20 protein-coding genes are annotated in these 21,689 nt (G+C 70.5%); 8 read left to right on the forward strand and 12 right to left on the reverse strand.

Features of this window, described 5'->3' with window-relative positions; translation table 11 throughout:
* Positions 1-13 precede the first annotated feature (13 nt).
* Positions 14-1,036 (reverse strand): 3-isopropylmalate dehydrogenase, encoded by a 1,023-nt coding sequence (locus ACILSK_RS00225; protein ID WP_395725100.1) that lies wholly within the window; start codon positions 1,034-1,036, stop codon positions 14-16.
* Between the two features lie 80 nt (positions 1,037-1,116).
* Positions 1,117-2,709, reverse strand: a complete 1,593-nt coding sequence (gene serA / locus ACILSK_RS00230; protein WP_395725101.1) for a phosphoglycerate dehydrogenase — start codon at positions 2,707-2,709, stop codon at positions 1,117-1,119.
* Positions 2,710-3,273: 564 nt separating this feature from the next.
* Between serA and ACILSK_RS00235 the strand changes: the two genes are divergently transcribed.
* From ACILSK_RS00235 to ACILSK_RS00245, 3 genes are read left to right on the forward strand one after another with little or no spacing between them, the layout of a single operon-like run.
* Positions 3,274-3,933, forward strand: coding sequence for a hypothetical protein (locus tag ACILSK_RS00235; RefSeq protein WP_395725102.1), 660 nt, complete (start codon positions 3,274-3,276; stop codon positions 3,931-3,933).
* Between the two features lie 34 nt (positions 3,934-3,967).
* Positions 3,968-4,156 carry a hypothetical protein gene (locus tag ACILSK_RS00240; RefSeq protein WP_395725103.1) on the forward strand — a complete coding sequence of 63 codons (189 nt, stop codon included), beginning with the start codon at positions 3,968-3,970 and terminating at the stop codon, positions 4,154-4,156.
* Positions 4,153-4,437, forward strand: a complete 285-nt coding sequence (locus tag ACILSK_RS00245) for a hypothetical protein (RefSeq protein ID WP_395725104.1) — start codon at positions 4,153-4,155, stop codon at positions 4,435-4,437. Before ACILSK_RS00240 ends, ACILSK_RS00245 begins: the two co-directional genes overlap by 4 nt.
* A 78-nt stretch (positions 4,438-4,515) precedes the next feature.
* Here ACILSK_RS00245 and ilvC read toward each other — a convergent pair whose 3' ends face one another.
* From ilvC to ACILSK_RS00260, 3 genes are all read right to left on the reverse strand, one after another.
* Positions 4,516-5,544 carry a ketol-acid reductoisomerase gene (gene ilvC, locus ACILSK_RS00250; RefSeq protein ID WP_395725105.1) on the reverse strand — a complete coding sequence of 343 codons (1,029 nt, stop codon included), beginning with the start codon at positions 5,542-5,544 and terminating at the stop codon, positions 4,516-4,518.
* A gap of 48 nt (positions 5,545-5,592) precedes the next feature.
* Positions 5,593-6,105, reverse strand: a complete 513-nt coding sequence (gene ilvN / locus ACILSK_RS00255) for an acetolactate synthase small subunit (protein WP_395725106.1) — start codon at positions 6,103-6,105, stop codon at positions 5,593-5,595.
* A 157-nt stretch (positions 6,106-6,262) separates the two neighbouring features.
* Complete coding sequence (locus ACILSK_RS00260; protein WP_395725107.1) at positions 6,263-8,065, reverse strand: acetolactate synthase large subunit; 1,803 nt, start codon at positions 8,063-8,065, stop codon at positions 6,263-6,265.
* A gap of 283 nt (positions 8,066-8,348) precedes the next feature.
* Between ACILSK_RS00260 and ACILSK_RS00265 the strand changes: the two genes are divergently transcribed.
* The 3 genes from ACILSK_RS00265 to ACILSK_RS00275 are packed head-to-tail and all read left to right on the forward strand — an operon-like array spanning position 8,349 to position 11,830.
* Positions 8,349-8,960 carry a PH domain-containing protein gene (locus tag ACILSK_RS00265; protein WP_395725108.1) on the forward strand — a complete coding sequence of 204 codons (612 nt, stop codon included), beginning with the start codon at positions 8,349-8,351 and terminating at the stop codon, positions 8,958-8,960.
* On the forward strand, positions 8,950-10,590 hold the full coding sequence (locus tag ACILSK_RS00270) for a PH domain-containing protein (protein ID WP_395725109.1): 1,641 nt from the start codon (positions 8,950-8,952) through the stop codon (positions 10,588-10,590). The genes ACILSK_RS00265 and ACILSK_RS00270 overlap by 11 nt, the downstream gene beginning before the upstream one ends.
* A 37-nt stretch (positions 10,591-10,627) precedes the next feature.
* Complete coding sequence (locus ACILSK_RS00275) at positions 10,628-11,830, forward strand: PQQ-dependent sugar dehydrogenase (RefSeq protein ID WP_395725110.1); 1,203 nt, start codon at positions 10,628-10,630, stop codon at positions 11,828-11,830.
* A gap of 12 nt (positions 11,831-11,842) precedes the next feature.
* Here ACILSK_RS00275 and ACILSK_RS00280 read toward each other — a convergent pair whose 3' ends face one another.
* Genes ACILSK_RS00280 through gatC form a run of 4 tightly spaced genes read right to left on the reverse strand, consistent with a single transcriptional unit; the run spans position 11,843 to position 16,003 of the window.
* Positions 11,843-12,646 (reverse strand): carbon-nitrogen hydrolase family protein, encoded by an 804-nt coding sequence (locus ACILSK_RS00280; RefSeq protein ID WP_395725111.1) that lies wholly within the window; start codon positions 12,644-12,646, stop codon positions 11,843-11,845.
* A gap of 26 nt (positions 12,647-12,672) precedes the next feature.
* Positions 12,673-14,178 carry an Asp-tRNA(Asn)/Glu-tRNA(Gln) amidotransferase subunit GatB gene (gene gatB, locus ACILSK_RS00285; RefSeq protein WP_395725112.1) on the reverse strand — a complete coding sequence of 502 codons (1,506 nt, stop codon included), beginning with the start codon at positions 14,176-14,178 and terminating at the stop codon, positions 12,673-12,675.
* Positions 14,175-15,650, reverse strand: coding sequence for an Asp-tRNA(Asn)/Glu-tRNA(Gln) amidotransferase subunit GatA (gatA, locus tag ACILSK_RS00290; RefSeq protein WP_395725466.1), 1,476 nt, complete (start codon positions 15,648-15,650; stop codon positions 14,175-14,177). Before gatA ends, gatB begins: the two co-directional genes overlap by 4 nt.
* A 44-nt stretch (positions 15,651-15,694) precedes the next feature.
* A complete protein-coding gene (gene gatC, locus ACILSK_RS00295) occupies positions 15,695-16,003 on the reverse strand; it encodes an Asp-tRNA(Asn)/Glu-tRNA(Gln) amidotransferase subunit GatC (RefSeq protein WP_395725113.1) in 309 nt (102 codons plus the stop codon).
* Between the two features lie 195 nt (positions 16,004-16,198).
* Here gatC and ACILSK_RS00300 point away from each other — a divergent pair, with 195 nt between their 5' ends.
* Complete coding sequence (locus ACILSK_RS00300) at positions 16,199-16,885, forward strand: ACT domain-containing protein (protein WP_395725114.1); 687 nt, start codon at positions 16,199-16,201, stop codon at positions 16,883-16,885.
* A gap of 52 nt (positions 16,886-16,937) precedes the next feature.
* A complete protein-coding gene (locus tag ACILSK_RS00305) occupies positions 16,938-17,309 on the forward strand; it encodes a VOC family protein (protein ID WP_395725115.1) in 372 nt (123 codons plus the stop codon).
* A 252-nt stretch (positions 17,310-17,561) separates the two neighbouring features.
* On the opposite strand, the gene ACILSK_RS00310 is transcribed toward ACILSK_RS00305, so the two are convergent.
* From ACILSK_RS00310 to ligA, 3 genes are all read right to left on the reverse strand, one after another.
* Positions 17,562-18,125, reverse strand: a complete 564-nt coding sequence (locus ACILSK_RS00310; protein WP_395725116.1) for a TIGR03086 family metal-binding protein — start codon at positions 18,123-18,125, stop codon at positions 17,562-17,564.
* Positions 18,126-18,217: 92 nt separating this feature from the next.
* Positions 18,218-19,441, reverse strand: coding sequence for a cytochrome P450 (locus tag ACILSK_RS00315; RefSeq protein WP_395725117.1), 1,224 nt, complete (start codon positions 19,439-19,441; stop codon positions 18,218-18,220).
* Positions 19,438-21,651 carry an NAD-dependent DNA ligase LigA gene (gene ligA, locus ACILSK_RS00320; protein ID WP_395725118.1) on the reverse strand — a complete coding sequence of 738 codons (2,214 nt, stop codon included), beginning with the start codon at positions 21,649-21,651 and terminating at the stop codon, positions 19,438-19,440. The genes ACILSK_RS00315 and ligA overlap by 4 nt, the downstream gene beginning before the upstream one ends.
* Positions 21,652-21,689: the final 38 nt, after the last annotated feature.

Genomic DNA, 21,689 nt, shown 5'->3' on the forward strand with positions numbered 1-21,689 from the left:
ACAGGGAACGGGGTCAGCTGGCGGCCAGGGCGGCCAGCCGGTCGCCGATGGCCGAGGTGCGGGCGACCGACCCGCTCTGCCGGGTGGCCAGGTCGAACGCGACGGCCGCTTCCACCCGCCGGGCGGCCTCGGGCAGGCCGAGGTGGTCCAGCAGCAGGGCCACCGACAGGACGGTCGCGGTGGGGTCGGCGGTCCCGGTGCCGGCGATGTCCGGCGCACTGCCGTGCACCGGCTCGAACATGCTCGGGTTGGCCCGGGACACGTCCAGGTTGCCGGACGCGGCGAGCCCGATACCACCGGACACGGCCGCGGCCAGGTCGGTGAAGATGTCGCCGAAGAGGTTGTCGGTGACCACGACGTCGAACCGGCCCGGGTCGGTGACCAGGTAGATCATCGCGGCGTCCATGTGGCAGTAGGCAACGGCGACGTCCTGGAACTCCATGGACACCTCCTCGACCACCCGGCTCCAGAGCTGACCGGCGTGGGTGAGGACATTGGTCTTGTGCACCAGGGTCAGATGCCGGCGCGGCCGGCGGGCCGCCCGGCGGAAGGCGTCGCGGACGACGCGCTCGACGCCGAAATAGGTGTTCAGCGACACCTCGGTGGCGATCTCGTGCGGGGTGTCCTTGCGCAGGATGCCGCCGTTGCCGACATAGGGACCTTCGGTGCCCTCCCGCAACACGACCAGGTCGATCGCCTTGTCGCCGGCCAGCGGGCCGGGCACCCCGGGGTACAGCCGGGCCGGCCGCAGGTTCACGTGGTGGTCGAGTTCGAACCGCAGCCGGAGCAGCAACCCGCGCTCCAGGATGCCGGACGGGACGGTCGGGTCGCCGACCGCGCCGAGCAGGATCGCGTCGTGCTCGCGCAGTTCGCGCAGCACCGAATCCGGCAACAGTTCGCCGGTCCGGTGCCAGCGGGCCGCCCCGAGGTCGTAGTCGTTGGTCACGACGTCGGGAACCACCCCGCGCAGCACCTTGAGACCTTCGGCCACCACCTCTGGACCGATGCCGTCACCGGGGATGACCGCCAGCTTCATTGTTGACCTCTCTCATGCGCTCATGCCGTTCCGAGCCCGGCAAAGGGTACCGTCCGCGCCACCGCGCTATTTCCGGGCGTTCACCCGGCCGGGATGCCCCGGACCTGGATCGCCTCGATCGCGACTCCGATGCGATCCAGCAGGGCCTGATCCGGGATCCGATCCACCCGCAGGACCATGATCGCCGCGTGCCCGTCCAGCTCCTGGGACAGCTGAGCCGCCTCGATGTTGATCCGCTGCTCGCCCAGCAGCGCCCCGATGGTGCCCATCACCCCGGGCCGGTCGGCGTAGGCGAAGACCAGCAGGTCGCCCTCGGCCCGCAGGTCGAAGTGCCGGCCGTTGATCTCAATCAGCTTGGCGACCAGTCGCGGGCCGGACAGGGTGCCCGACACCGTGCGCTGGCCGCCGTCGGCCATGGCCGCCCGCAGTCGCACCGACGATCGGAAGTCGCCGATCTCCTCGGTGGAGACCCCGGTCAGGGTCAGTCCGTGCTCGGCGGCCAGGGCGGGCGCGTTGACGAAGGTGACCGCGTCGGTGATGACCCCGCCGAAGATCCCGCGGACCGCGGCCAACTGCAGGATCGAGGTATCCATCGCGGCCAGGTCACCGCGCACCTCGACCACCACCTGGCTGGGCACCCCACCGGTGACCGCGGTGAGGATGGTGCCCAGGCGGGAGACCAGCGGGATCCACGGCTGGAGCTCGTCCGCGACCGGCCCGGCGGCCTGCACGTTGACCGCGTCCGGCACGAAGTCACCGCGAAGGGCGAGCCGAACCGACCGGGCGACCGCGGTGCCCGCCTTGTCCTGCGCCTCGGCGGTGGAGGCGCCCAGGTGCGGGGTGAGCACGGTGTTCGGCGCGGTGCGCAGCGGGCTGTTCGCGTCCAGCGGCTCGTTGACGAAGACGTCGATACCGGCGCCGGCGACCCGGCCATCGGTCAGCGCGTCGGCCAGCGCCTGCTCGTCGATCAGGCCGCCGCGGGCGGCGTTGACGATGATCACGCCGGGCTTGACGGTCGCCAGTTCGGCGGCGCCGACCAGGCCCAGGGTCTCCGGCGTCCGCGGCAGGTGGATCGAGATGATGTCGGCCGTCGCGAGCAGGGTCGGCAGATCCACCAGGCGCACGCCCAGGGCGGCGGCCCGGGCGGGCTGCAGGTACGGGTCGTAGGCGATGACGGTGGTGCCGAACGCGGCGATCCGGGCGGCGAACAGCTGGCCGATCCGCCCCAGGCCGACCACGCCGACCGTCTTGTCGGCGATCTCCACGCCGGTGAACGTGCTGCGCTTCCACTCCCCGGCCCGCATGGAGGCGTCGGCGGCGGGCACCTTGCGCGCCACCGACAGCAGCAGCGCGACCGCGTGTTCGGCGGCGGTGATGATGTTCGACTGCGGCGCGTTCACCACCAGCACACCCTTGGCGGTCGCCGCGGGCACGTCCACGTTGTCCAGGCCGATGCCGGCGCGGGCGACCACCTTCAGTTGCGGTGCGGCGGCCAGCGCCTCGGCATCGATCCGGGTGGCCGACCGGATGAGGACCGCGTCGGCCTCCTTCAGCGCGGGCAGCAGCGCGTCGCGGTCCGCGCCGTCCACGTGCCGGATCTCGACCTCGCTCCCCAGCAGGTCGACGGCCGCAGGGGCCAGTTGCTCGGCGATCAGCACGACGGGTTTGGGCACGGCTTGTTCATCTCCACAGTTGGGTTTTCGGTCCACCGCGCCGTTCGTTGCCGGTCGAGGATCGACCCGACGTCGCCCGGCGACCGTGGCGGCCGCGCACGGCAACACCGGTTCTCGGGGGCGGGCCATGGTCCGGGCAATCATGTAGCCGTATCCGGGAGGACGCCCGCGCGCGGTCACCCCACCACGCGCGAGTGATTCACACCTATGGCGGTATCAACACGATTTCAATTTGTTCTTCAAGGTGACCCGCGGCGATATCGTCCTTGCGTGCATCGTGGTCGACAAGGTGTCGGCCGGCGCTCCGACAGAACGGACCCCCCATGAGCACACCCTCCGGTTACCCCGGCCCCGGCAACGATCCGTACGGCTGAACCCCGAGCCAGCCGGACCCGGCCAACCGGCTACCCGCCGGCCGGTGACTACCCCCGCCGGGGGCAGTACCCTACGAGCCAGCCCTATGGAAGCCAGCCGTACGGGGCCCAGGGGACCCACCCGCCGGGGGCCTACGGCGCCGCATCCGAGCGGGCTGCTGGCCGCCCCGGCATGGTGACGGCGGCGGCCGTGCTCGCCTTCGTTGTCGGCGGCCTGTCCATCCTGGTCGGGCTGCTGGCGCTGTTCGCCGGGAGCGCGCTGACCGGTTACGTCGTTGGCTTCCTGCTCGGCGGCATCGTCATCGTCATCTCGATCCTGGTCCTGGCGGTGGGCGCGCTGTACATCTGGTCCGGCCTGATGGCCCTGCAGGGCAAGAACGCCAAGATCCTGACGATCGTGGCGATCGTGGCTGCCGTGCTCGAGCTGATCGGCCTGATCAGCAGCTGGTCGGGCGCCGGCCGTAGCTCGGCGTCAGCTCGGCGATCTCTGCCGCGATCATCGCGCTGCTGCTCCAGCCGCCGAGCAAGGCCTGGTTCAAGAGCAAGGGCGGCCGAGCTTCTAACGGCGACGAGGCAGAGACGAGACGGCACGATGAGCTACCCCGGCAATCCCAACGACCCGTACGCCCAGCAGGGCGGACAGCAGCGGATCTCGAAGACCCGCAGCCCGGCCAGCAGCCGGGCGGCTATCCGTCGGGCGGCTTCCAGCAATCAGGCACACCCAATCTCCGGCGGGTTCCAGCAACCCGATACCCGCAGCAGCCCTACCAGCAGCAGCCGCCGCCCGGGCAGCCGGGATAGTGACGTGGAGCACAGTACCCGCCACCACCGCAATCCGGCGCGGCCGTAGACGTGTCGCTACCCCGGCGGCTACGGGGCAGCCGGTGAAGGCCGGCCGGCCTGGGATGGTCACCGCCGGGGCCGTGCTCGCCTTCGTGTGGGGCGGGCTTGGGATCCTCTGGTCGATCATCGCGCTGTTCGCCGGCAGCGTGCCGAGCGCGGCCAGCAGCGCGGTCTGCGACTCGAACTCGGTCTACTACGACTCTGGACACAGGATGCCTGCAACGCGGTGAGCGGGGTCGGCATGTTCCTGATCGTGATCACCATCGGGCTCATCGTGGTCGCCGCGCTGCTCATCGCCGGCGGCGTCACCGCCATCAACGGCAAGAACGGCCAGATCCTGGTGATCGCCTGTGCGTTGTACGCGGTCTTGGCCATCGTCGGCCTGATCGTCTCCGGGGCGTTCGGCGTCAGCTACCTGCTCGGCGTCGTGGTGCCGGTGCTGATCGTGGTGTTCATGCTCAACAGCGGCTCGCGCACCTGGTTCCGGTCGGTCGGCGGCAAGACCTTCTGAGCCGATCCGGCACGGTCCGCCCGGCGCCACCGGCCCGACCTCCGGTGGCGCCGTTGTCGTCGGTGCGATCGATGGCGATCAGCCGCGGGCGGCGGTGCCCTCGTAGTCGTCGGTGACGGCGACCCAGCTCATCAGCGGACGCAGCTTGCGGCCGGTCTCCTCGATCGGGTGCTGCTCCTGCTCGGCGCGCAACTTCTTGAACTCCGGCGCCCCGGCGTCCTGGTCGGCGATGAACCGGGCGGCGAAGGAGCCGTCCTTGATCTCGGCCAGGATGGTCTGCATGTTCTCCTTGACGTGATCATCAACAACACGGGGACCCGACACATAATCGCCGTACTCGGCGGTGTCGGACACCGACCAGCGCTGCTTGGCGATGCCGCCCTCGTACATCAGGTCAACGATCAACTTGAGCTCGTGCAGGCACTCGAAGTAGGCGATCTCCGGCTGGTAGCCGGCCTCCACCAGGGTCTCGAAGCCCTGCTGGACGAGCCGGGACATACCGCCGCAGAGCACGGCCTGCTCACCGAACAGGTCGGTCTCGGTCTCCTCCGGGAAGGTCGTTCCGATGACGCCGGCCCGGGTACCGCCGATGGCCCGCGCGTAAGACAGGGCCAACGCCTTGGCGCCACCGGTGGCGTCCTGCTCGACGGCGATGAGGCAGGGCACTCCCTTGCCGTCGACGAACTCGCGGCGGACCAGATGCCCCGGCCCCTTCGGGGCAATCATGATGACATCGACATCGGCCGGCGGCTTGATGTAGCCGAACCGGATGTTGAAGCCGTGGCCGAAGGCCAGCGCCTTGCCCGCGGTCAGGTGCGGCTCGATCGACTCGGCGTACACGTGCCGCTGCACGTGGTCCGGGGTCAGGATCATGATCACGTCGGCTTCCGCCGCGGCCTCGGCCGGGGTGACCACCCGCAGGCCCTGGTCCGCCGCCTTCTGCCGGGACTTGGAGCCCTCGGGCAGGCCGACGCGGACGTCGACGCCGGAGTCACGCAGGCTCAACGAGTGCGCGTGGCCCTGTGAGCCGTAGCCGATGACGGCGACCTTGCGCCCTTGGATGATCGACAGGTCGGCGTCGTCGTCGTAGAAGATCTCCACGGCCATGGGTTGAGTTCCTGCTTTCTGGTGTTGTGGTACCGGTGAACTGCGGGGTTATTCTGCCCGGCTGCTGGACGAGGTGATGGAACGCTGGCCGCGGCCGAGCGCGACCATGCCGGACTGCACCATCTCCCGGACGCCGAACGGCTCCAGCATCTTCACCAGAGCCTCGAGCTTGTCGCTGGTCCCGGTGGCCTCGACGGTGACCGCCTCCGGGGTGATGTCGATGATGTGCGCCCGGAACATGTCCACGATCGTGACGATCTGCGGCCGGGTGGTGCCGTCGGAGCGCAGCTTGATCAGCAGCAGTTCCCGTTGCACCGCCTGCGCGGGTGCCAGCTCGACGATCTTGAGCACGTTCACCAGCTTGTTCAGCTGTTTGGTGACCTGCTCCAGCGGCAATCCCTCCACCGCGACCACGATGGTCATCCGGGAGACCTCGGGGTTCTCGGTCGGCCCGACCGCCAGGGAATGGATGTTGAAGCCGCGGCGGGAGAACAGCGAGGACACTCGGGCGAGCACGCCGGGCTTGTTCTCCACGAGCACGGACAACGTGTGGCGGGACAACGGATTGCACTCCTCGGTGAGGTCGGGCCCGGCAGAAGGGCAGCCGACCGGTCAGGCTATCGGGTGGACGGCGCACCGGCACACGCGGCCGCGCTGATTGCGCGCCCGCGGGTGCGGTGCGGTTACTCCTCGTCGAGCAGTGACACTGACGTCGGACTCATTCTTCTTCGAACAGTGGCCGGATGCCGCGGGCGGCCATGATGTGGTCGTTGCCGGTACCGGCGGCGACCATCGGCCACACCTGGGCGTCCTTGCCGACGGTGAAGTCGACCACCACGGGACGGTCGTTGATCTCCATCGCGGCTTCGATCGTCTTGTCGACCTCTTCCTTGGACTCGCAGCGCAGGCCCACGCACCCGTAGGACTCGGCCAGCATCTTGAAGTCCGGGATGCGGTGCTTGTGGGTCCCCAGGTCGGTCTGCGAGTAGCGCTCGCCGTAGAACAGCGTCTGCCACTGGCGGACCATGCCCAGGTTGCCGTTGTTGATGATGGCCACCTTGATCGGAATGCCCTCGATCGCGCAGGTGGCCAGCTCCTGGTTGGTCATCTGGAAGCAGCCGTCGCCGTCGATCGCCCACACGGTCGCATCCGGGCGGCCCATCTTCGCGCCCATCGCCGCCGGCACCGCGTACCCCATGGTGCCAAGACCGCCCGAGTTGAGCCAGGTGTAGGGCTTCTCGTAGCTGATGAACTGGGCCGCCCACATCTGGTGCTGCCCGACGCCGGCCGCGTAGATCGCATCCGGGCCGGCGATCCGGCCCAGCCGCTCGATGACGTACTGCGGCGACAGCGAACCGTCGTTCGGCCAGTCGTAGCCGAGCGGGAAGGTGTCGCGGAAGTCGTCGAGTTCGGCCCACCAGGCGGTCAGGTCGGCGACCGCGCCGGCCGCCTGCTCGGCGGCGACGGCGGCGACCAGGTCGGCGATGACCTCGGCGACGTCACCGACGATCGGCACGTCGGCGACCCGGTTCTTGCCGATCTCCGCCGGGTCGATGTCGGCATGGATGATCGTCGCGCCGGGCGCGAAGGTCGAAAGCTGGCCGGTGACCCGGTCGTCGAATCGGGCACCGAGGGCGACGATCAGGTCCGCCCGCTGCATGCCCGCCACTGCCGCCACGGTGCCGTGCATCCCCGGCATCCCCAGGTGCTGGATGTGCGAATCCGGGAAGGCCCCGCGGGCCATGAGCGTGGTGACGACCGGAATACCGGTCGACTCGGCCAGCTGTCGAAGAGACTCGGTCGCCCGAGCCTTCAACACCCCACCACCGACGTAGAGCACCGGACGCCGCGAGTTCGCGATCAGCTTGGCGGCGGCGGCGATCTGTCCCGCGTGCGGCCGCATGGTCGGCCGGTAACCCGGGAGATGGAGGTCCGGCGGCCAGACGAAGGTGGTCTCCGACTGCAGGACGTCCTTCGGGATGTCCACCAGGACGACACCGGGTCTGCCGGTTGCCGCCAGGTGGAACGCGGCCGCGATCGTTTGTGGGATCTCGGCCGGATCGGTGACGAGGAAGTTGTGTTTGGTGATCGGCATCGTGATGCCGCAGATGTCGGCCTCCTGGAAGCCGTCGGTGCCGATCATGGCGCGACCGACCTGCCCGGTGATGGCCACCATCGGCACCGAGTCCATCTGCGCGTCGGCGATCGGGGTGACCAGGTTCGTGGCCCCCGGGCCGGAGGTGGCCATGCAGACCCCGACGCGCCCGGTGGCCTGTGCGTATCCCGTGGCCGCGTGCCCGGCACCCTGCTCGTGGCGGACCAGCACGTGGCGGACCTTGGTCGAGTCCAGCAACGGGTCGTAGACCGGCAGCACCGCACCGCCGGGGATGCCGAAGACGACGTCGACGCCGGCCTCTTCGAGCGACCGCACCACGGAGGCCGCGCCGGTGACCCGCTCGACCGTGCGGGCGGCGGCGGCGTTCGCGGCGGGGGGTATGACTGCGGTGCGACCCTGCGTCATCGGATCCTCTTCTTCTTCAGTGACGTGCCGTGTTGCGTGGGTGTGACGGGCCCGGGACACAATCGGACAACAAAAAACCCCTCGTCACCGAGTCCGGTGTCCAAGGGGTTGCGCGTCGTCGCCGTTTCGGCGAAGACGCGCTAGGTGATTACGAGGTTCTGAGCCACGAGCGCAGAGTAGGACGCGGTCCGATGCGCTGTCAATTCCTCAGCCCGGCGGCGCGGCGCCGATTCCCCGGCTGGGGTGGGATCCGTGCCGATCCGGCGGCCTTACCCTGATGCGCGTGACCAGCCGGCCCGCGCCCGGGGTGCCCGACGAGGCGCCACCGAAGACGGCCGCCGTCCCGGCGACGCCGGCCGGCCCGCCCGACCCGGACACTTCGGCCGCGAACGCCGATCCGGACGGCATGCAACCGCTGATCGGCGACACCGTCGGGGAACGGCATCGGCTGTCCCGGCGGGTGATCGCCTACTGGCGCTGGCGCTGGCTGATCAGCCTGATCCCCACGTTGTTACTGTTCGCCGCGCTGGCCATCGTCATTCCCTGGGGCGAGTGGTGGATGCGCTGGTCGCTGTTCACGGTGTTGGCGGTGGTCGGCATCGCCGCGCTCGTCGTGCTGCCGCCGATCCGGTTCCGGGTCTTCTGGTACGCCATCTCCCCCACCGAGATCGACATCCAGCACGGCATCGTGTTCATCAAGCGCAGCGTCATTCCGATGCACCGGGTGCAGAGCCTGCGGGTGGAGCGCGGGCCGATCGCCGACCACTACCGGATGGCCACGCTGCGGATCTCCACCGCGGCCGACACGCTGTCCGTTTCCGGACTGGGCCGGCCCGAAGCCGACGCGGTGTGCACCCGGATCGCCGAACTGGCGGACGTGGCCGATGACGTCTGAACCGATGACCTCCGCGTCGATCCCGTCCGAGCCGATCCCACCCGACCCGACCGCGCCCGACCCGACGGCGCGCCGGCCGGTCACGTTGACGCAGGCGGCCCCGGCCGCCGGGCCGGCGATGGTGGAGAGCGGTTCGCGCCTGCCCAGCGCGATGGGCGTCGCCGTTCCGGACACCCGGCTGCACCCGATCTACCTGGTCACCGAGACCGCCAACACGCTCCGGCAGGCCATTCCGTTCCTGATGGTCACGATCCTGGGCGGCGCCCCGTGGCAGGTGAACGTCGCCCTGTTTGCGCTGATCATGATGGTGGCCACGGCCCAGTGGTACGTCCGCAAGTACTCGGTGATCGCCGGGGTGCTCCGGGTGCGCAGCGGTCTGATCAACCGGATGGTGCGGATCGTGCCGATCAGCCGGATCACCGCGCTGGAGGCGCATCGATCGCTGGTCCAGCGGCTCATCGGGGTCTGGGGGCTCAACGTCCAATCCCCCGGCGACGGGGCCGGCGCGGCGGTCAGCCTGGCCAGCCTGTCCGGCCGCCGGCTGGACGAGCTGCGGGTCGCGCTCGAATCCGGACGCGCCCACGAGGGCGGGGACGACGAGAAGTACCGGGGCCGGTCCAAGACCATCCGGCGCTACCTCGCGTGGCGGCACACCGAGACCGTCGGCAAGGGACCGGACGTGATCGCGGTGCTCAACACGCCGGAGATGCTGTTGGCGACGGTCACCAACAACACGATCCCGTTGATCTTCGCCGGGGCCCTGGTCATCTGGTTCCGGTTCTCCTCGTTCGTGCCGGATCGGGCCGCCGACATCATGAAGTCCACCGTGGAGCCGCGCGGCATCGTCGCGGTACTGGTCGCCCTGGTGGTGGTGGCCATCGTCGGCGGGGTCATCTTCGGCGCATTGCGACTCAACCGGTTCACGCTCATCCGCGACGGTGACGTCATCCGCAACACCCGTGGGCTGCTGGGCAAGCAGTCCGCCACGATCCCGGTGCGGCGCGTCCAGGCCGTCCGCATCGTCGAGGGATTCACCCGCGGCCTGTTCGGCTACTGCACGTTGCAGGTCGAGGTCGCCGGTTTCGGCCGGGCCAACGCCAGCCAACGCATGCTGTTCCCGTTCGTGCGGACCGACCGGGCGCCGGCGCTGATCCGCCGGGCGCTGCCCGAACTGGCCCTGCCCGAACAGCCACTCCGACCGATCCCCCGGCGGATCCACCGCAAGTACTTCGTGGTGCCGCTGAACTATGCCTACGGCTTCACCCTGCTCGCCCTGTTCCTGCCGGGCTGGTGGGCGTGGCTGGCGGCGTTGCCGATCCCGTTCGCGATGGTGCTGGGCTACTTCCGCGGACGGGAGGCCCGCTGGGGCCTCGACGAGGAGACGGTGGTCCTGCGGTGGCGTCGAATCTTCGCCCGCAACACCGTCATCGCGCACCGGGCGGGCGTGCAGAGCGTCGAGTGGGACAGCTCGCCGTGGAAGGCCAAGGCCCACGTGGCCGGGTTCATCGTGCACTTCTCGTCCGGCCGCCAGGCCAAGATCCGCTACATGGTCGACGCGGATGCGCTCATGCTGCTGCACGCCGTGGGTCGGCCGGATTCCGCCCCGCCCGGGCCGGGCGACCCGAGCTGACACCCCGGCAACGGCCGGGTCCGTACCGTTGACGCCAATGCCTGCCTCCCGCCGCTCCCGCGCCCGTCGGGCGCTGCCGATCGCCCTGCTGGCGATCAGCCTGCCACTGGCGGCATGCGCGGATTTCTCCGCCGAGACCCCGACGTTCACCGTCCAGCCCTCGCTCACCGCCCGCGCCGCCGTCCCCGACGAGCCGACACCCGGCGCGCCGCCGTCGGTCCAGCCGCCGACAGATTCCGGTGCACCACCGACCAGCGGGTCGGCCTCGTCCACCGACCCCTGCGCGCCGACCGACGATGCGGTCATCGCCACCTGCCTGAGCGCACCCTGGGGCCTGGCTCCGCTGCCGGACGGACAGTCCGCCCTGGTCGGGGAACGAACGACGGGTCGCATCCTCAAGGTGGCCAAGGGCGCCGAACCGCAACTGGTGGCCCAGATCGACGGTGTCGACGGCAGCGGCGACGGCGGGCTGCTGGGGCTGGTGCTGTCCCCGTCCTACACCGAGGACGGCCTGATCTATGCCTACGTGACCACCGCGGAGGACAATCGGATCATCCGCATCGCCTCCGGCGACGTCCCCAAGGCGATCTTCACCGGCATTCCCAAGGGGGCCACGCACAACGGCGGCCGGATCGCCTTCGCGACCGATCGGTCGCTCTACGTCGGCACCGGGGACACCGGCAATCCGGCGCTGGCCGGTGACCCGGCCTCGCTGGCCGGCAAGGTGTTGCGGCTGGACGAGTTCGGCAAGCCGGCGCAGTCCAATCCGACCCCGGGGTCGGCGGTGTACGCCAGCGGGTTCAGCCAGGTGACGGGCATGTGCGCGCTGACCGACGGCACCATGGCCGCACTGGATCGCCGCACCACTGCCGACGTCCTGCTCCCGCTCACCGCCGGCAGGAGCTACGGCACGCCGGCCGATGGTGACGCGTTGTGGACGTGGACGGCGGCCGACGGGGGCGCCGTGGCCTGCGCCGTCACCAACGGTGTGCTGGCCAGCACCTCACTGGACAAGCAGCAGCTCAGCGCGCTGCAGATGGCCGGGCCGCGGACGTTCACCGGTTCGCCGACCGTGTTGCTGGACAACCGGTACGGCCGGCTGCTGACGGTCGTTCCGGACAGCACGGGGCTGCTGTGGCTGACCACCTCGAACAAGGACGGCCTCGGCCAGCCGGTGCCCAGCGACGACCGGGTCATCGTGGTGCCGTCCAGCGGCGGTGGCGAGGGCGGGTTGGACTGAGCCCGGGTTCGCTCAGAATCGCCGGTTGGCCAGCACCGGCAGCTGCTCACGCACCCGGTCCACCTCGGACAGGTCCAGGTCGACCACCAGCAGGCCGGGCGCCCGGTCCAGTTGCTGGACGACCGATCCGACCGGCGAGACCGTCACGCTGGCCCCGATCCCGGTGGGCGCCTTGCCGTTCGCGGCTCGCCCGATCGTGATCGGGTCGCCCTGGGCGGCGGCCAGCACGAAGCTGGTGGAATCCAGCGCCCGGGCCCGGGTGAGCAGGTCCCACTGCTCGCGCTTGCCCGGCCCGGCGCCCCAGGACGCGGCCAGCAACATCACCGTCGCGCCCCGGTCGGCGAGGGCCTGGTAGAGCCCGGGAAACCGCACGTCGTAGCAGACGGTCAACCCCATGACCACCCCGTCGACGTCGATGGTCACCGGTTCCGCCCCCGGGGCAACGGTTCTCGACTCGAGGAAGCCGTGCGCGTCGTAGAGATGGATCTTGTCGTAGGCCGCCTCCACCCCGCCCGGCCCGCGACCATCGGTGGCCAGCAGGGTGTTCCGCACCCGACCGTCGTCCCCGGGGGTGAACATGCCGGCCACCACTGTGATTCCGGCGGCGCGGGCGATCTCCCGGACCGCAGACGCCCAGGGACCGTCCAGCGGCTCGGCGACCGGGCCCAGCGGTACGCCGAACGCGCACATGGTGGCCTCGGGCAGCACCACCAGCCGGCAGCCGTCCCGCGCGGCCCGACCGGCGGCGGCCTCGACCAACTCGAGGTTGCGCGCCGGCTCGGTGCCGCTGACGATCTGCGCCGCCGCGATCCGCATGCGTCCCGCCTCCGTCCCGGTCCGGTTCAGTCTCCGGCGCCCACCGTGGCCAGCACCAACTCCCGCACCCGGGCCGCGTCCGCCTGACCCTTGGTCGCCTTCATCACCGCACCGACGATCGCCCCGGCCGCCTGCACCTTGCCGCTGCGGATCTTGTCGGCGACCCCGGGCTGGGCGGCCAGCGCCTCGTCGACCGCCTGCTGCAGGGCCGCGTCGTCGGACACCACGGCCAAGCCGCGGGCGGCGATCACCTCGTCCGGCTCACCCTCGCCGGCCAGCACGCCGTCCACGACCCGTTGCGCCAGCTTGGTGGTCAGCTCACCGGTACCGACCTTGCCGATGACGAGGGCGAGCTGGGCCGGGGTGATCGGCAGCTCGTCCAGGGCCACCCCGCGACTGTTGGCCTGCTGAGCCAGATACGACGTCCACCAGGACCGGGCGGCGTTCGCCGGGGCCCCGGCCTGCACGGTCGCTGCGACCAGCTCGACCCCGTCGGCAGCAACCAGGTCCCGCATCTCCTTGTCGGCGAAGCCCCACTCCTGCTGCAGCCGCGCGCGCCGCAGCCAGGGCAGCTCGGGCAGCGCATCCCGGATCTCGGCGACCCAGTCCGCGTCCGGGGCAACCGGGACAAGGTCCGGCTCCGGGAAATACCGATAGTCCTCGGCGGTTTCCTTCGAGCGGCCCGATGACGTGCTGCCGGACGCCTCGTCGAAGTGCCGGGTCTCCTGCCTGATGGTGCCGCCGTCGACGAGAATTGCTCCCTGACGAGTAATCTCGTACCGGACCGCCCGCTCGACGGAGCGTAGGGAGTTGACGTTCTTGGTCTCCGTCCGGGTGCCGAACACCGGATTGCCGGCCGGGGTCAGGGAGACGTTGGCGTCGCAGCGCAGCGACCCCTGATCCATCCGGACGTCCGAGACACTGAGCGACTTGAGCAGGTCGCGCAGCGCGGTCACGTAGGCGCGCGCCACCTGCGGGGCGGACGCCTTGGTGCCGACGATGGGCTTGGTGACGATCTCGACGAGCGGAACGCCGGCCCGGTTGTAGTCCAGCAGCGAGTACTCGGCGCCATGGATGCGTCCGGTGGCGCCGCCCACGTGGGTTGACTTGCCGGTGTCCTCCTCCATGTGCGCGCGCTCGATCTCCACCCGGACGGTCTCGCCGTCGACGTCGACGTCGAGGTACCCGTTGGATGCGATCGGGTCGTCGTACTGGGAGGTCTGGAAGTTCTTGGGCATGTCCGGGTAGAAGTAGTTCTTCCGGGCGAACTGGCACCACGGCGCGATGGTGCAGTTCAGCGCCAGACCGATGCGGATCGCGTACTCCACGGCGGTGCGGTTGATGGTCGGCATGGCGCCGGGCAGGGCCAGGCAGACCGGGCAGACCTGGGTGTTGGGCGGGGCGCCGAACTCGGTCGGGCAGCCGCAGAACATCTTGGTCGCGGTGCCGAGCTCGACGTGCACCTCCAACCCGAGCACCGGGTCGAATCGTTCGATGGCCTCGTCATAGTCGAGCAGCGCCGGGCCGGTCATCGGGCCACCTCCAGTTCCGGCGCACGGTCCGGCACGAGGGCCGAATGCTGCGCCAGGTAGGCATTTTCGAAGGCCGCGGCGACCCGGTAGATCCGCTCCTCGCCCAGCGCGGGACCCATGATCTGCAGGCCGACCGGAAGTCCGGTGTCGGTGGCGATGCCGCTGGGCACGCTCATCGCCGGGATCCCGGCCAGCGAGCCGGGAATGGTGGCCAGGTCGTTGAGGTACATGGCCATCGGATCGTTCACCTTCTCGCCCAGCGGGAACGCGGTGACCGGCGACGCCGGCGAGATCAGCACATCGGCCGTGGTGAAGGCGTTCTCGAAGTCCCGCCGGATCAGTGTCCGCACCTTCTGCGCCGAGCCGTAGTAGGCGTCGTAGTAGCCGGCCGACAACGCATAGGTGCCCAGGATGATCCGCCGCTTGACCTCGGGCCCGAAGCCCTGGCCGCGGGTCCGGGACATGACCTCCTCGGCAGACACCGTCGAGGCGTCCTCCACGCGCAGGCCGTACCGCATCGCGTCGAACCGGGCCAGGTTGGACGAGCATTCGCTGGGCAGGATCAGGTAGTAGGCCGCCAGCCCGTACTCGAAGTGCGGGCAGTCCACCTCGACGATCTCGGCCCCGGCCGCCGTCAAGGTGGCCACCGCCGCGTCGAACGACTCCAGGACGCCGGCCTGGTAGCCCTCCCCCCGCAGCTGTTTGACCACGCCGATCCGCATCCCGGCGACCCCGTCGGCCTGCCCGCGGCGGACCGCGTCGACCACCGACGGCACCGGGCTGGGGATGGAGGTGGAATCCCGCGGGTCGTAGCCGGCGATCACCTCGTGCAGCAGCGCGGTGTCCAGCACCGTCCGGGCGCACGGCCCGACCTGGTCCAGCGACGACGCCAGGGCGATCACGCCGTACCGGGACACGCCGCCGTACGTCGGCTTGGTGCCGACCGTGCCGGTCACCGCGGCCGGCTGCCGGATCGACCCACCGGTGTCGGTGCCGATGGCCAGCGGCGCCTCGAACGCGGCGAGGGCGGCGGCCGAGCCGCCACCGGAACCGCCGGGGATACGGGTCAGGTCCCACGGGTTGCGGCTGGGTCCGTAGGCGGAGTTCTCCGTGGACGAGCCCATCGCGAATTCGTCCAGGTTCGTCTTGCCCAGAATGATCACCCCGGCATCCAGCAGCCGGGTGGTGACGGTCGCGTCGTAGGGCGGCAGCCAGCCCTCGAGGATCTTCGAGCCGGCCGTGGTCGGCACCCCCTGCTGCACGACGATGTCCTTGAGCGCCAGCGGCACCCCGGCCAGCGGGGAGGCCGGCGGACCGCCTGCCGCGATCTCCTTGTCCACCGCGTCGGCCTGCTGCAGCGCCCGTTCCGCCGACACGTGCAGGAACGCGTGCACGTCGCCGTCCACCGCGGCGATCCGGTCCAGATGCGCCTGGGCCACCTCACGGGAGCTGACCTCGCCGCCGGCGATCATGTCCGCGAGGGTCGCGGCGGTCAGCCGGGTCAGGTCGGGGGAGGTCACTGTTCTTCTCCCAGAATCTGCGGGACCCGGAACCGGCCGTCCTCGGCGGCGGGGGCGGCGGCCAGCGCCGCCTCGTTGGTCAGACCCGGACGGATGACGTCGTCGCGGTACACGTTGGTCAACGGGACCGCGTGGCTGGTGGGCTCGACCCCGGGAGTGTCGGCCACCGTACTGACGGTGGCGACCGAGTCCAGGATCACCGACAACTGTCCGACATAGACATCCAGCTCCTGATCGGACAGTTGCAGGCGCGCCAGATGGGCGAGATGCGCGACGTCGTCCCTGGTCAGAGTGGGTTTGGTCACGAGTCTCCTACAGGCGGTTCGGGTACGGTCTTCATGAGGCGCACCGATCCTAGTCGCCTCGGCGTGGGGCGGGGGTCGGTCAACGCATCGCCTGCCGGAAGCACATCCGTGATCTGCCGGAAACGCGAGGCCGTGACAATGAGGCTCGACAGTCGAATTCGAGCGACAACGCACCTGGGAAGCGAGCTAGTCGATATGTCCTTTGTTCTCCGTGTGGTTCTGCCGGACCGGCCTGGCACGCTCGGGGCGGTCGCCACGGCGCTGGGCGAGGTCGGTGCGGACATCCTGGCGATGGACGTCGTCGAACGGTCGCCGGACCTGGCGGTCGATGACATCGTCGTGGCCCTGCCGGCCGGCCGGCAGCCCGACACGCTGATCACCGCGGCCGAGTCCATCGAGGGCGTGCAGGTCGAATCCGTTCGGCCCGACCCCGGGGTGGCCGCCCGGCACAAGGAATGGGAACTGGTCGAGGCGATCGCGGCGGATCCGAAGCAGGCCGTGCAGACCCTGGCCCGGATGTTGCCGTTGGTGCTGCGCGCCAGCTGGGCGATGGTGGTCCGGACACCGGCCAACGGTGGCCCCGGCTCGGTCGAGCTGATCGCCGGTGGCGGTGGCGTTCCCGACCTGACCGACGTGACTCCAGGGTGGGCGCCGATCGACAAGGCGGTCGTGCTCGATCCGGAGGCGCCCTGGGTGCCCGAGGACTGGAAGACCGTCAGCACCGAGATGGCGGCAGCGCCGCTGTGGGATCCGGAGACGACGGTCATCGTCGGGCGGCCCGGCGGACCCGCGATGCGCGACTCCGAGGTGGCGCGGCTGGGCCACCTGGCCGGGCTGACCTCCGTCGTCACCGGTCGATCGCCGCTGGCCATCCTGGACTGACGCCGCCGCGGTCCGGACGCTCGGCGTTCCCGCGGAACCGTAGAGTCGCCTGGTGCCGACCAGTCTGCGCCTGGAGATCTTCCCCGCCGATCTCAACGCGACCGTCCGGTTCTACGTGGACCTGCTCGGCTTCGCCGTCGAGGACGACCGCCGCGCCGATCCGCTGCCGTACATCGCGTTGGCCCGGGACGGCTTCCGGCTCGGTGCGGTCGCACTGCCCGGCGGGGTTCCGGCGCACCGGCATCCGCCCACCGGCGTGGAGATCGTCGTGGAGGTGGACTACCTGCATGCCGAGCGCGACCGGATCGTCCGGGCCGGCTGGCCGCTCGAGGAGGACATCACGCTGCGCCCGTGGGGGCTCAAGGACTTCCGGATCCTCGACCCCGACGGCCACTACCTGCGCTTCACCACCCACGACCGCTGACCGGCCCGCCCCGACCCCCCCGTGCCGCGCGGATCAACTACGCCGGCGCGGACGAACTCACCCCAAATGTGAACGGTGGGACGGAAGTCAACCACTTCATCCGCGCGGGCATCCACATCGCCCGTATGGATAGGTGCGCGGATGAACTCGCACCGAATGTGAACGGTGGGACGGAAGTCGACGAGTTCGGCCGCGCCTGGGTAGTTGATCCGCGCGGCAGGAGCGGAAGCGGCCATTCGGGGGCGGGATCCTTCAGGTGCGGCGCCACCAGCGGTTGCGGCCGGACAGGGCCAGCAGTTCGGTCAGGTCGTCGGTGCAGCCCGGCACCGGGATGGACGGGGCGAACGCCTCCGGCCGGAACCAGCGCTCGTGCGAGGCCTTGGTCTGCTCGAGCAGGGCACCGATGAGGTCGTTGGGGAACTCGTCGGACGCGTTGACCGCGCGGGCCAGGTCCCAGGCGTGGATGGTGAGGTCGGTCGTGAGCAGCCAGCCGAGCTCCTCCAGGGTGCCGGTGACGCCGGTCGGCAGGGGCGCGGGCACGGACCAGTCGGGCACGGCCTCGAACGCGGCGACCGACGCCGCCGACGCCGCGGCCCACGCCCCGACCAGCGCCTCGCCGGTGGCCTCGGTCGGGCTCGACCGGCTCCCCCCGACGTGAGCGGCGAACCGGCTCTGCACGTTGACCACGTGGGCGACGAGCCGCTGCACGTCCCAGTCGGTGTCCGGGGTGCTGGACGTCCACTGCGCGGGGGCGACCGCCCGGATCCGGCTGTCGAACTGGCGGACGGCGCTGCGGTAGAACGGCACGAGCATCATCGGCTCAGTGCAGCACATCCCTCCGCGCGACGACGAGTCGCCCGACGACGAGCCGCCCGTCGATCAGATCCCTGCGGGAAGCGGCGGCCGGCTCACCACCGGACGCGCAGTTCCTTGAGCCCGCGGATCACGAAGAACGGCTCGTACTGCGGCTCCTGCGCCAGCTCGATCCGCGGGCAGTCCCGGCGCAGCCGGCCCAGCGACACCGCGATCTCCAGCCGGGCCAGCGGTGCTCCGATACAGAAGTGGGTGCCGCCACCGAACCCGATGTGCCCGGTATCGCCGCGGCCGATATCGAACCGGTCGGGGTCGGCGAAGCGAGCCGGGTCGCGGTTGGCCGAGCCGAACAGCATCGCGATCCGTTCCCCCACCCGCAGACGCTGCCCGGCGATCTCGACGCCGTCGTCGAGGACCCAGCGCTCGAACAGCTGTAACGGGCCGTCCCAGCGGATCATCTCCTCGACCGCGACGGACGGGTCGACCGGATCACTCGAACCGACCAGGCGGGCCCACTGCTCGGGATGCCGCAGCAGCGCCCGCATGCCGTTACCCAGGGTGTTCACGGTGGCCTCGTGACCGGCGTTGAGCAGCACGATGACCGTGCCGACGATCTCGTCCTGGGTCAGCCGGTCACCCTGGTCAGCGATGCCGATGAGCTGTGAGATCAGGTCGTCCCGTGGGTGCGCACGGCGGGCGGTGATCAGAGCCGTGACGTAGTCGATGAACTCGCCGGCGGCGCGTTCGGCGGCGGCCCGATGCTCGTCGTCGGTGCTGATCTCGTACATCTTGACGATGGCGTGCGACCAGTCCAGCAGGCGCGGTCCGTCATCGACCGGTACTCCCAGCAGGAGGCAGATGACGGCGACCGAGAACGGTTGGGCGTAGTCGGCGATCAGGTCGAATTCCCCCAGATCCCGGGCCCGGGCCAACGTCTCATCGCTGTACCGCTCGATGACCGGGCGCAGCGCGGCGACCGCGCGTGGGGTGAACACCGCGGTGACCAGCCGGCGCAGCCGGGTGTGGTCGGGTGGTTCGAGATTCAGCAGCGACCAGCGCTCCGACTCCTGCCAGCGGATCCACCGCGGATCCGGTTCCGGCCGGCCGAATTCGGCGGCGCTGTAGCGGTGCTCGAACGCCCGGCCCAGCCGGCGGTCCCGCAGCGCGGCATGCACCTGCTCGAACCGGGTCAGCAGGTACACCTGCCGCGGTTCGTGCCACAGCACCGGCCCGGCATCCCGCAGCCGCGCGTAGACCGGGTACGGGTCGGCCAGGAAGGCCGACGACGCCGGGTCGAAGCCGAGATCGGTGACGGTCACTCCTCGGCCGCCGGCCCGGGCGCGGCCGCCGGCGCGGGCTCAGCCTCCGGAACGGGCTCGGGCTCGGGCTCGGCCGCCGGCTCCGGCCGGTTGGTCGCGACGGCGCGGGCCGCGGCGGGACCGTCGGCCAGCAACACCCGGAACCCGGCCTCGTCCAGGATCGGCACCTTGAGCGACACCGCCTTGTCGTACTTGGTTCCCGGGCTCTCGCCGACCACCACGAACGCGGTCTTGGACGATACCGACGCGGCCGCCTTGGCCCCCCGCTCCAGCAGGGCCGCTTTTGCCTCGTCGCGGGAAAATCCCTCCAGCCCACCGGTGACCACGATCGACAGGCCGGCCAAGGTCTGCGCCGGACGGTCGGTGATCTCGTCGGCCATCCGCACCCCGGCCGCCGCCCACTTGTCCACGATCTGCTCGTGCCAATCGACGGTGAACCACTCGATGACCGCGTCGGCGATGGTCGGCCCGACCCCCTCGGCCGCGGCCAACTCCTCCCGGGTGGCGGCCCGGATCGCGTCCAGTGACCCGAACTGCTGAGCCAGCGCGCGGGCGGCGGTCGGGCCGACGTGCCGGATGGACAGCGCCACCAGGACCCGCCACAGCGGCTGCGCCTTGCGCGTGTCCAGGTTCTGCAGCAGCTTGCGTCCGTTGGCGGACAGTGCGCCGGCCTTGGTGGTGAACAGCGGGACGGTGAGCAGTTTCTCCTCGGTGAGTTCGAAGATGTCGCCCTCGTCGGTGATTGCGCCCGCGTTCAGCAAGGCGATGGCCGCCTCGTAGCCCATTCCCTCGATGTCGAACGCGCCGCGGCCGGCCAGGTGGAACACCCGTTCCCGCAGCTGCGCCGGGCAGCTGCGGGAGTTGGGGCAGCGGATGTCGACGTCGTTCTCCTTGGCCGGGGCCAGGGCGGTGCCGCACTCGGGGCAGTGCGTGGGCATGACGAAGTCGCGCAGCTCGCGCCCCTCGCGGAGTTCGACCACCGGGCCGAGGATCTCCGGGATGACGTCGCCGGCCTTGCGCACCACGATGGTGTCGCCGATCTTGACGCCCTTGCGGACCACCTCGTCCTGATTGTGCAAGGTGGCCATGCCGACGGTCGACCCGGCGATCAGCACCGGTTCCAGCACCGCGAACGGGGTGACCCGGCCGGTCCGGCCCACGTTGACCTGGATGTCCCGGAGCAGGGTGGTCGCCTCCTCCGGCGGGTACTTGTAGGCGATCGCCCACCGCGGCGCCCGGGAGGTCGAACCGAGCCGACGCTGCACCGCCACCTCGTCCACCTTGACGACCAGGCCGTCGATGTCGTGCGACAGGTCGTGCCGATGCTCCGCCCAGTAGGCGATCCGGTCGGCCACCTCCGCATCGGAGTGCACCACCCGGTTGTGCTCGGAGATCGGCAGCCCCCAGGACCGCAGCCGGTCGTAGGCCTGGGATTGCCGCTCGATGTCGAACCCGACCCGCGCCCCGATGCCGTGGCACAACATGGTCAACCCACGGGCGGCGGTGACCCGCGGGTCCTTTTGCCGCAGCGACCCGGCGGCCGAGTTGCGCGGGTTGGCGAAGGGCGCCTTGCCGGCGGCGACCAGCGACGCGTTGAGCTCCTCGAACGCGGCGAGCGGGAAGAACACCTCGCCGCGGATCTCCACGAATGCGGGGACGTCATGGGCGCCGTCGTCGCGCAGCAGCTCAGGGACCGCCCGGATGGTGCGGACGTTGAGGGTGACGTCCTCCCCCACCCGGCCGTCACCGCGGGTCGCGGCCCGGGTCAGCCGGCCGTTCTCATAGGTCAGGTTGATGGCCAGGCCGTCGATCTTCAGTTCGGTCAACCAGCTGACCGCGGTGCCGGCGTCCCGAATCGTGCGCTGCAACCAGCCGACCAGCTCGTCGGCCGAGAACACGTTGTCCAGGGACAGCAGCCGTTCGGTGTGCTCGACGGCGCCGAACTCGGTGGAGAAGCCGCCGCCCACCCGCTGCGTCGGCGAATCGGGCGTCCGCAGCGCCGCGTACTGCTCCTCCAGCGACGCCAGTTCGCGCAGCAACGTGTCGAATTCGCCGTCGGTCATCGTCGGCGCGTCCAGCACGTAGTACCGGAACTGGGCGTCGGTGATCGTCTTGGCCAGGTCGGCGTGCCGCGCCGCGGCGGCCTCGGGCACGCCGACACCGGGCAATTGCGCGGAGGCGGGCACCTGGTCGGTCACGGGTTCGCTCACACGAACACAGTAGGACCGACCCCCGACAACGGGTGATC

The organism is Nakamurella sp., assembly GCF_044224575.1.
GTDB lineage: Bacteria > Actinomycetota > Actinomycetes > Mycobacteriales > Nakamurellaceae > Nakamurella.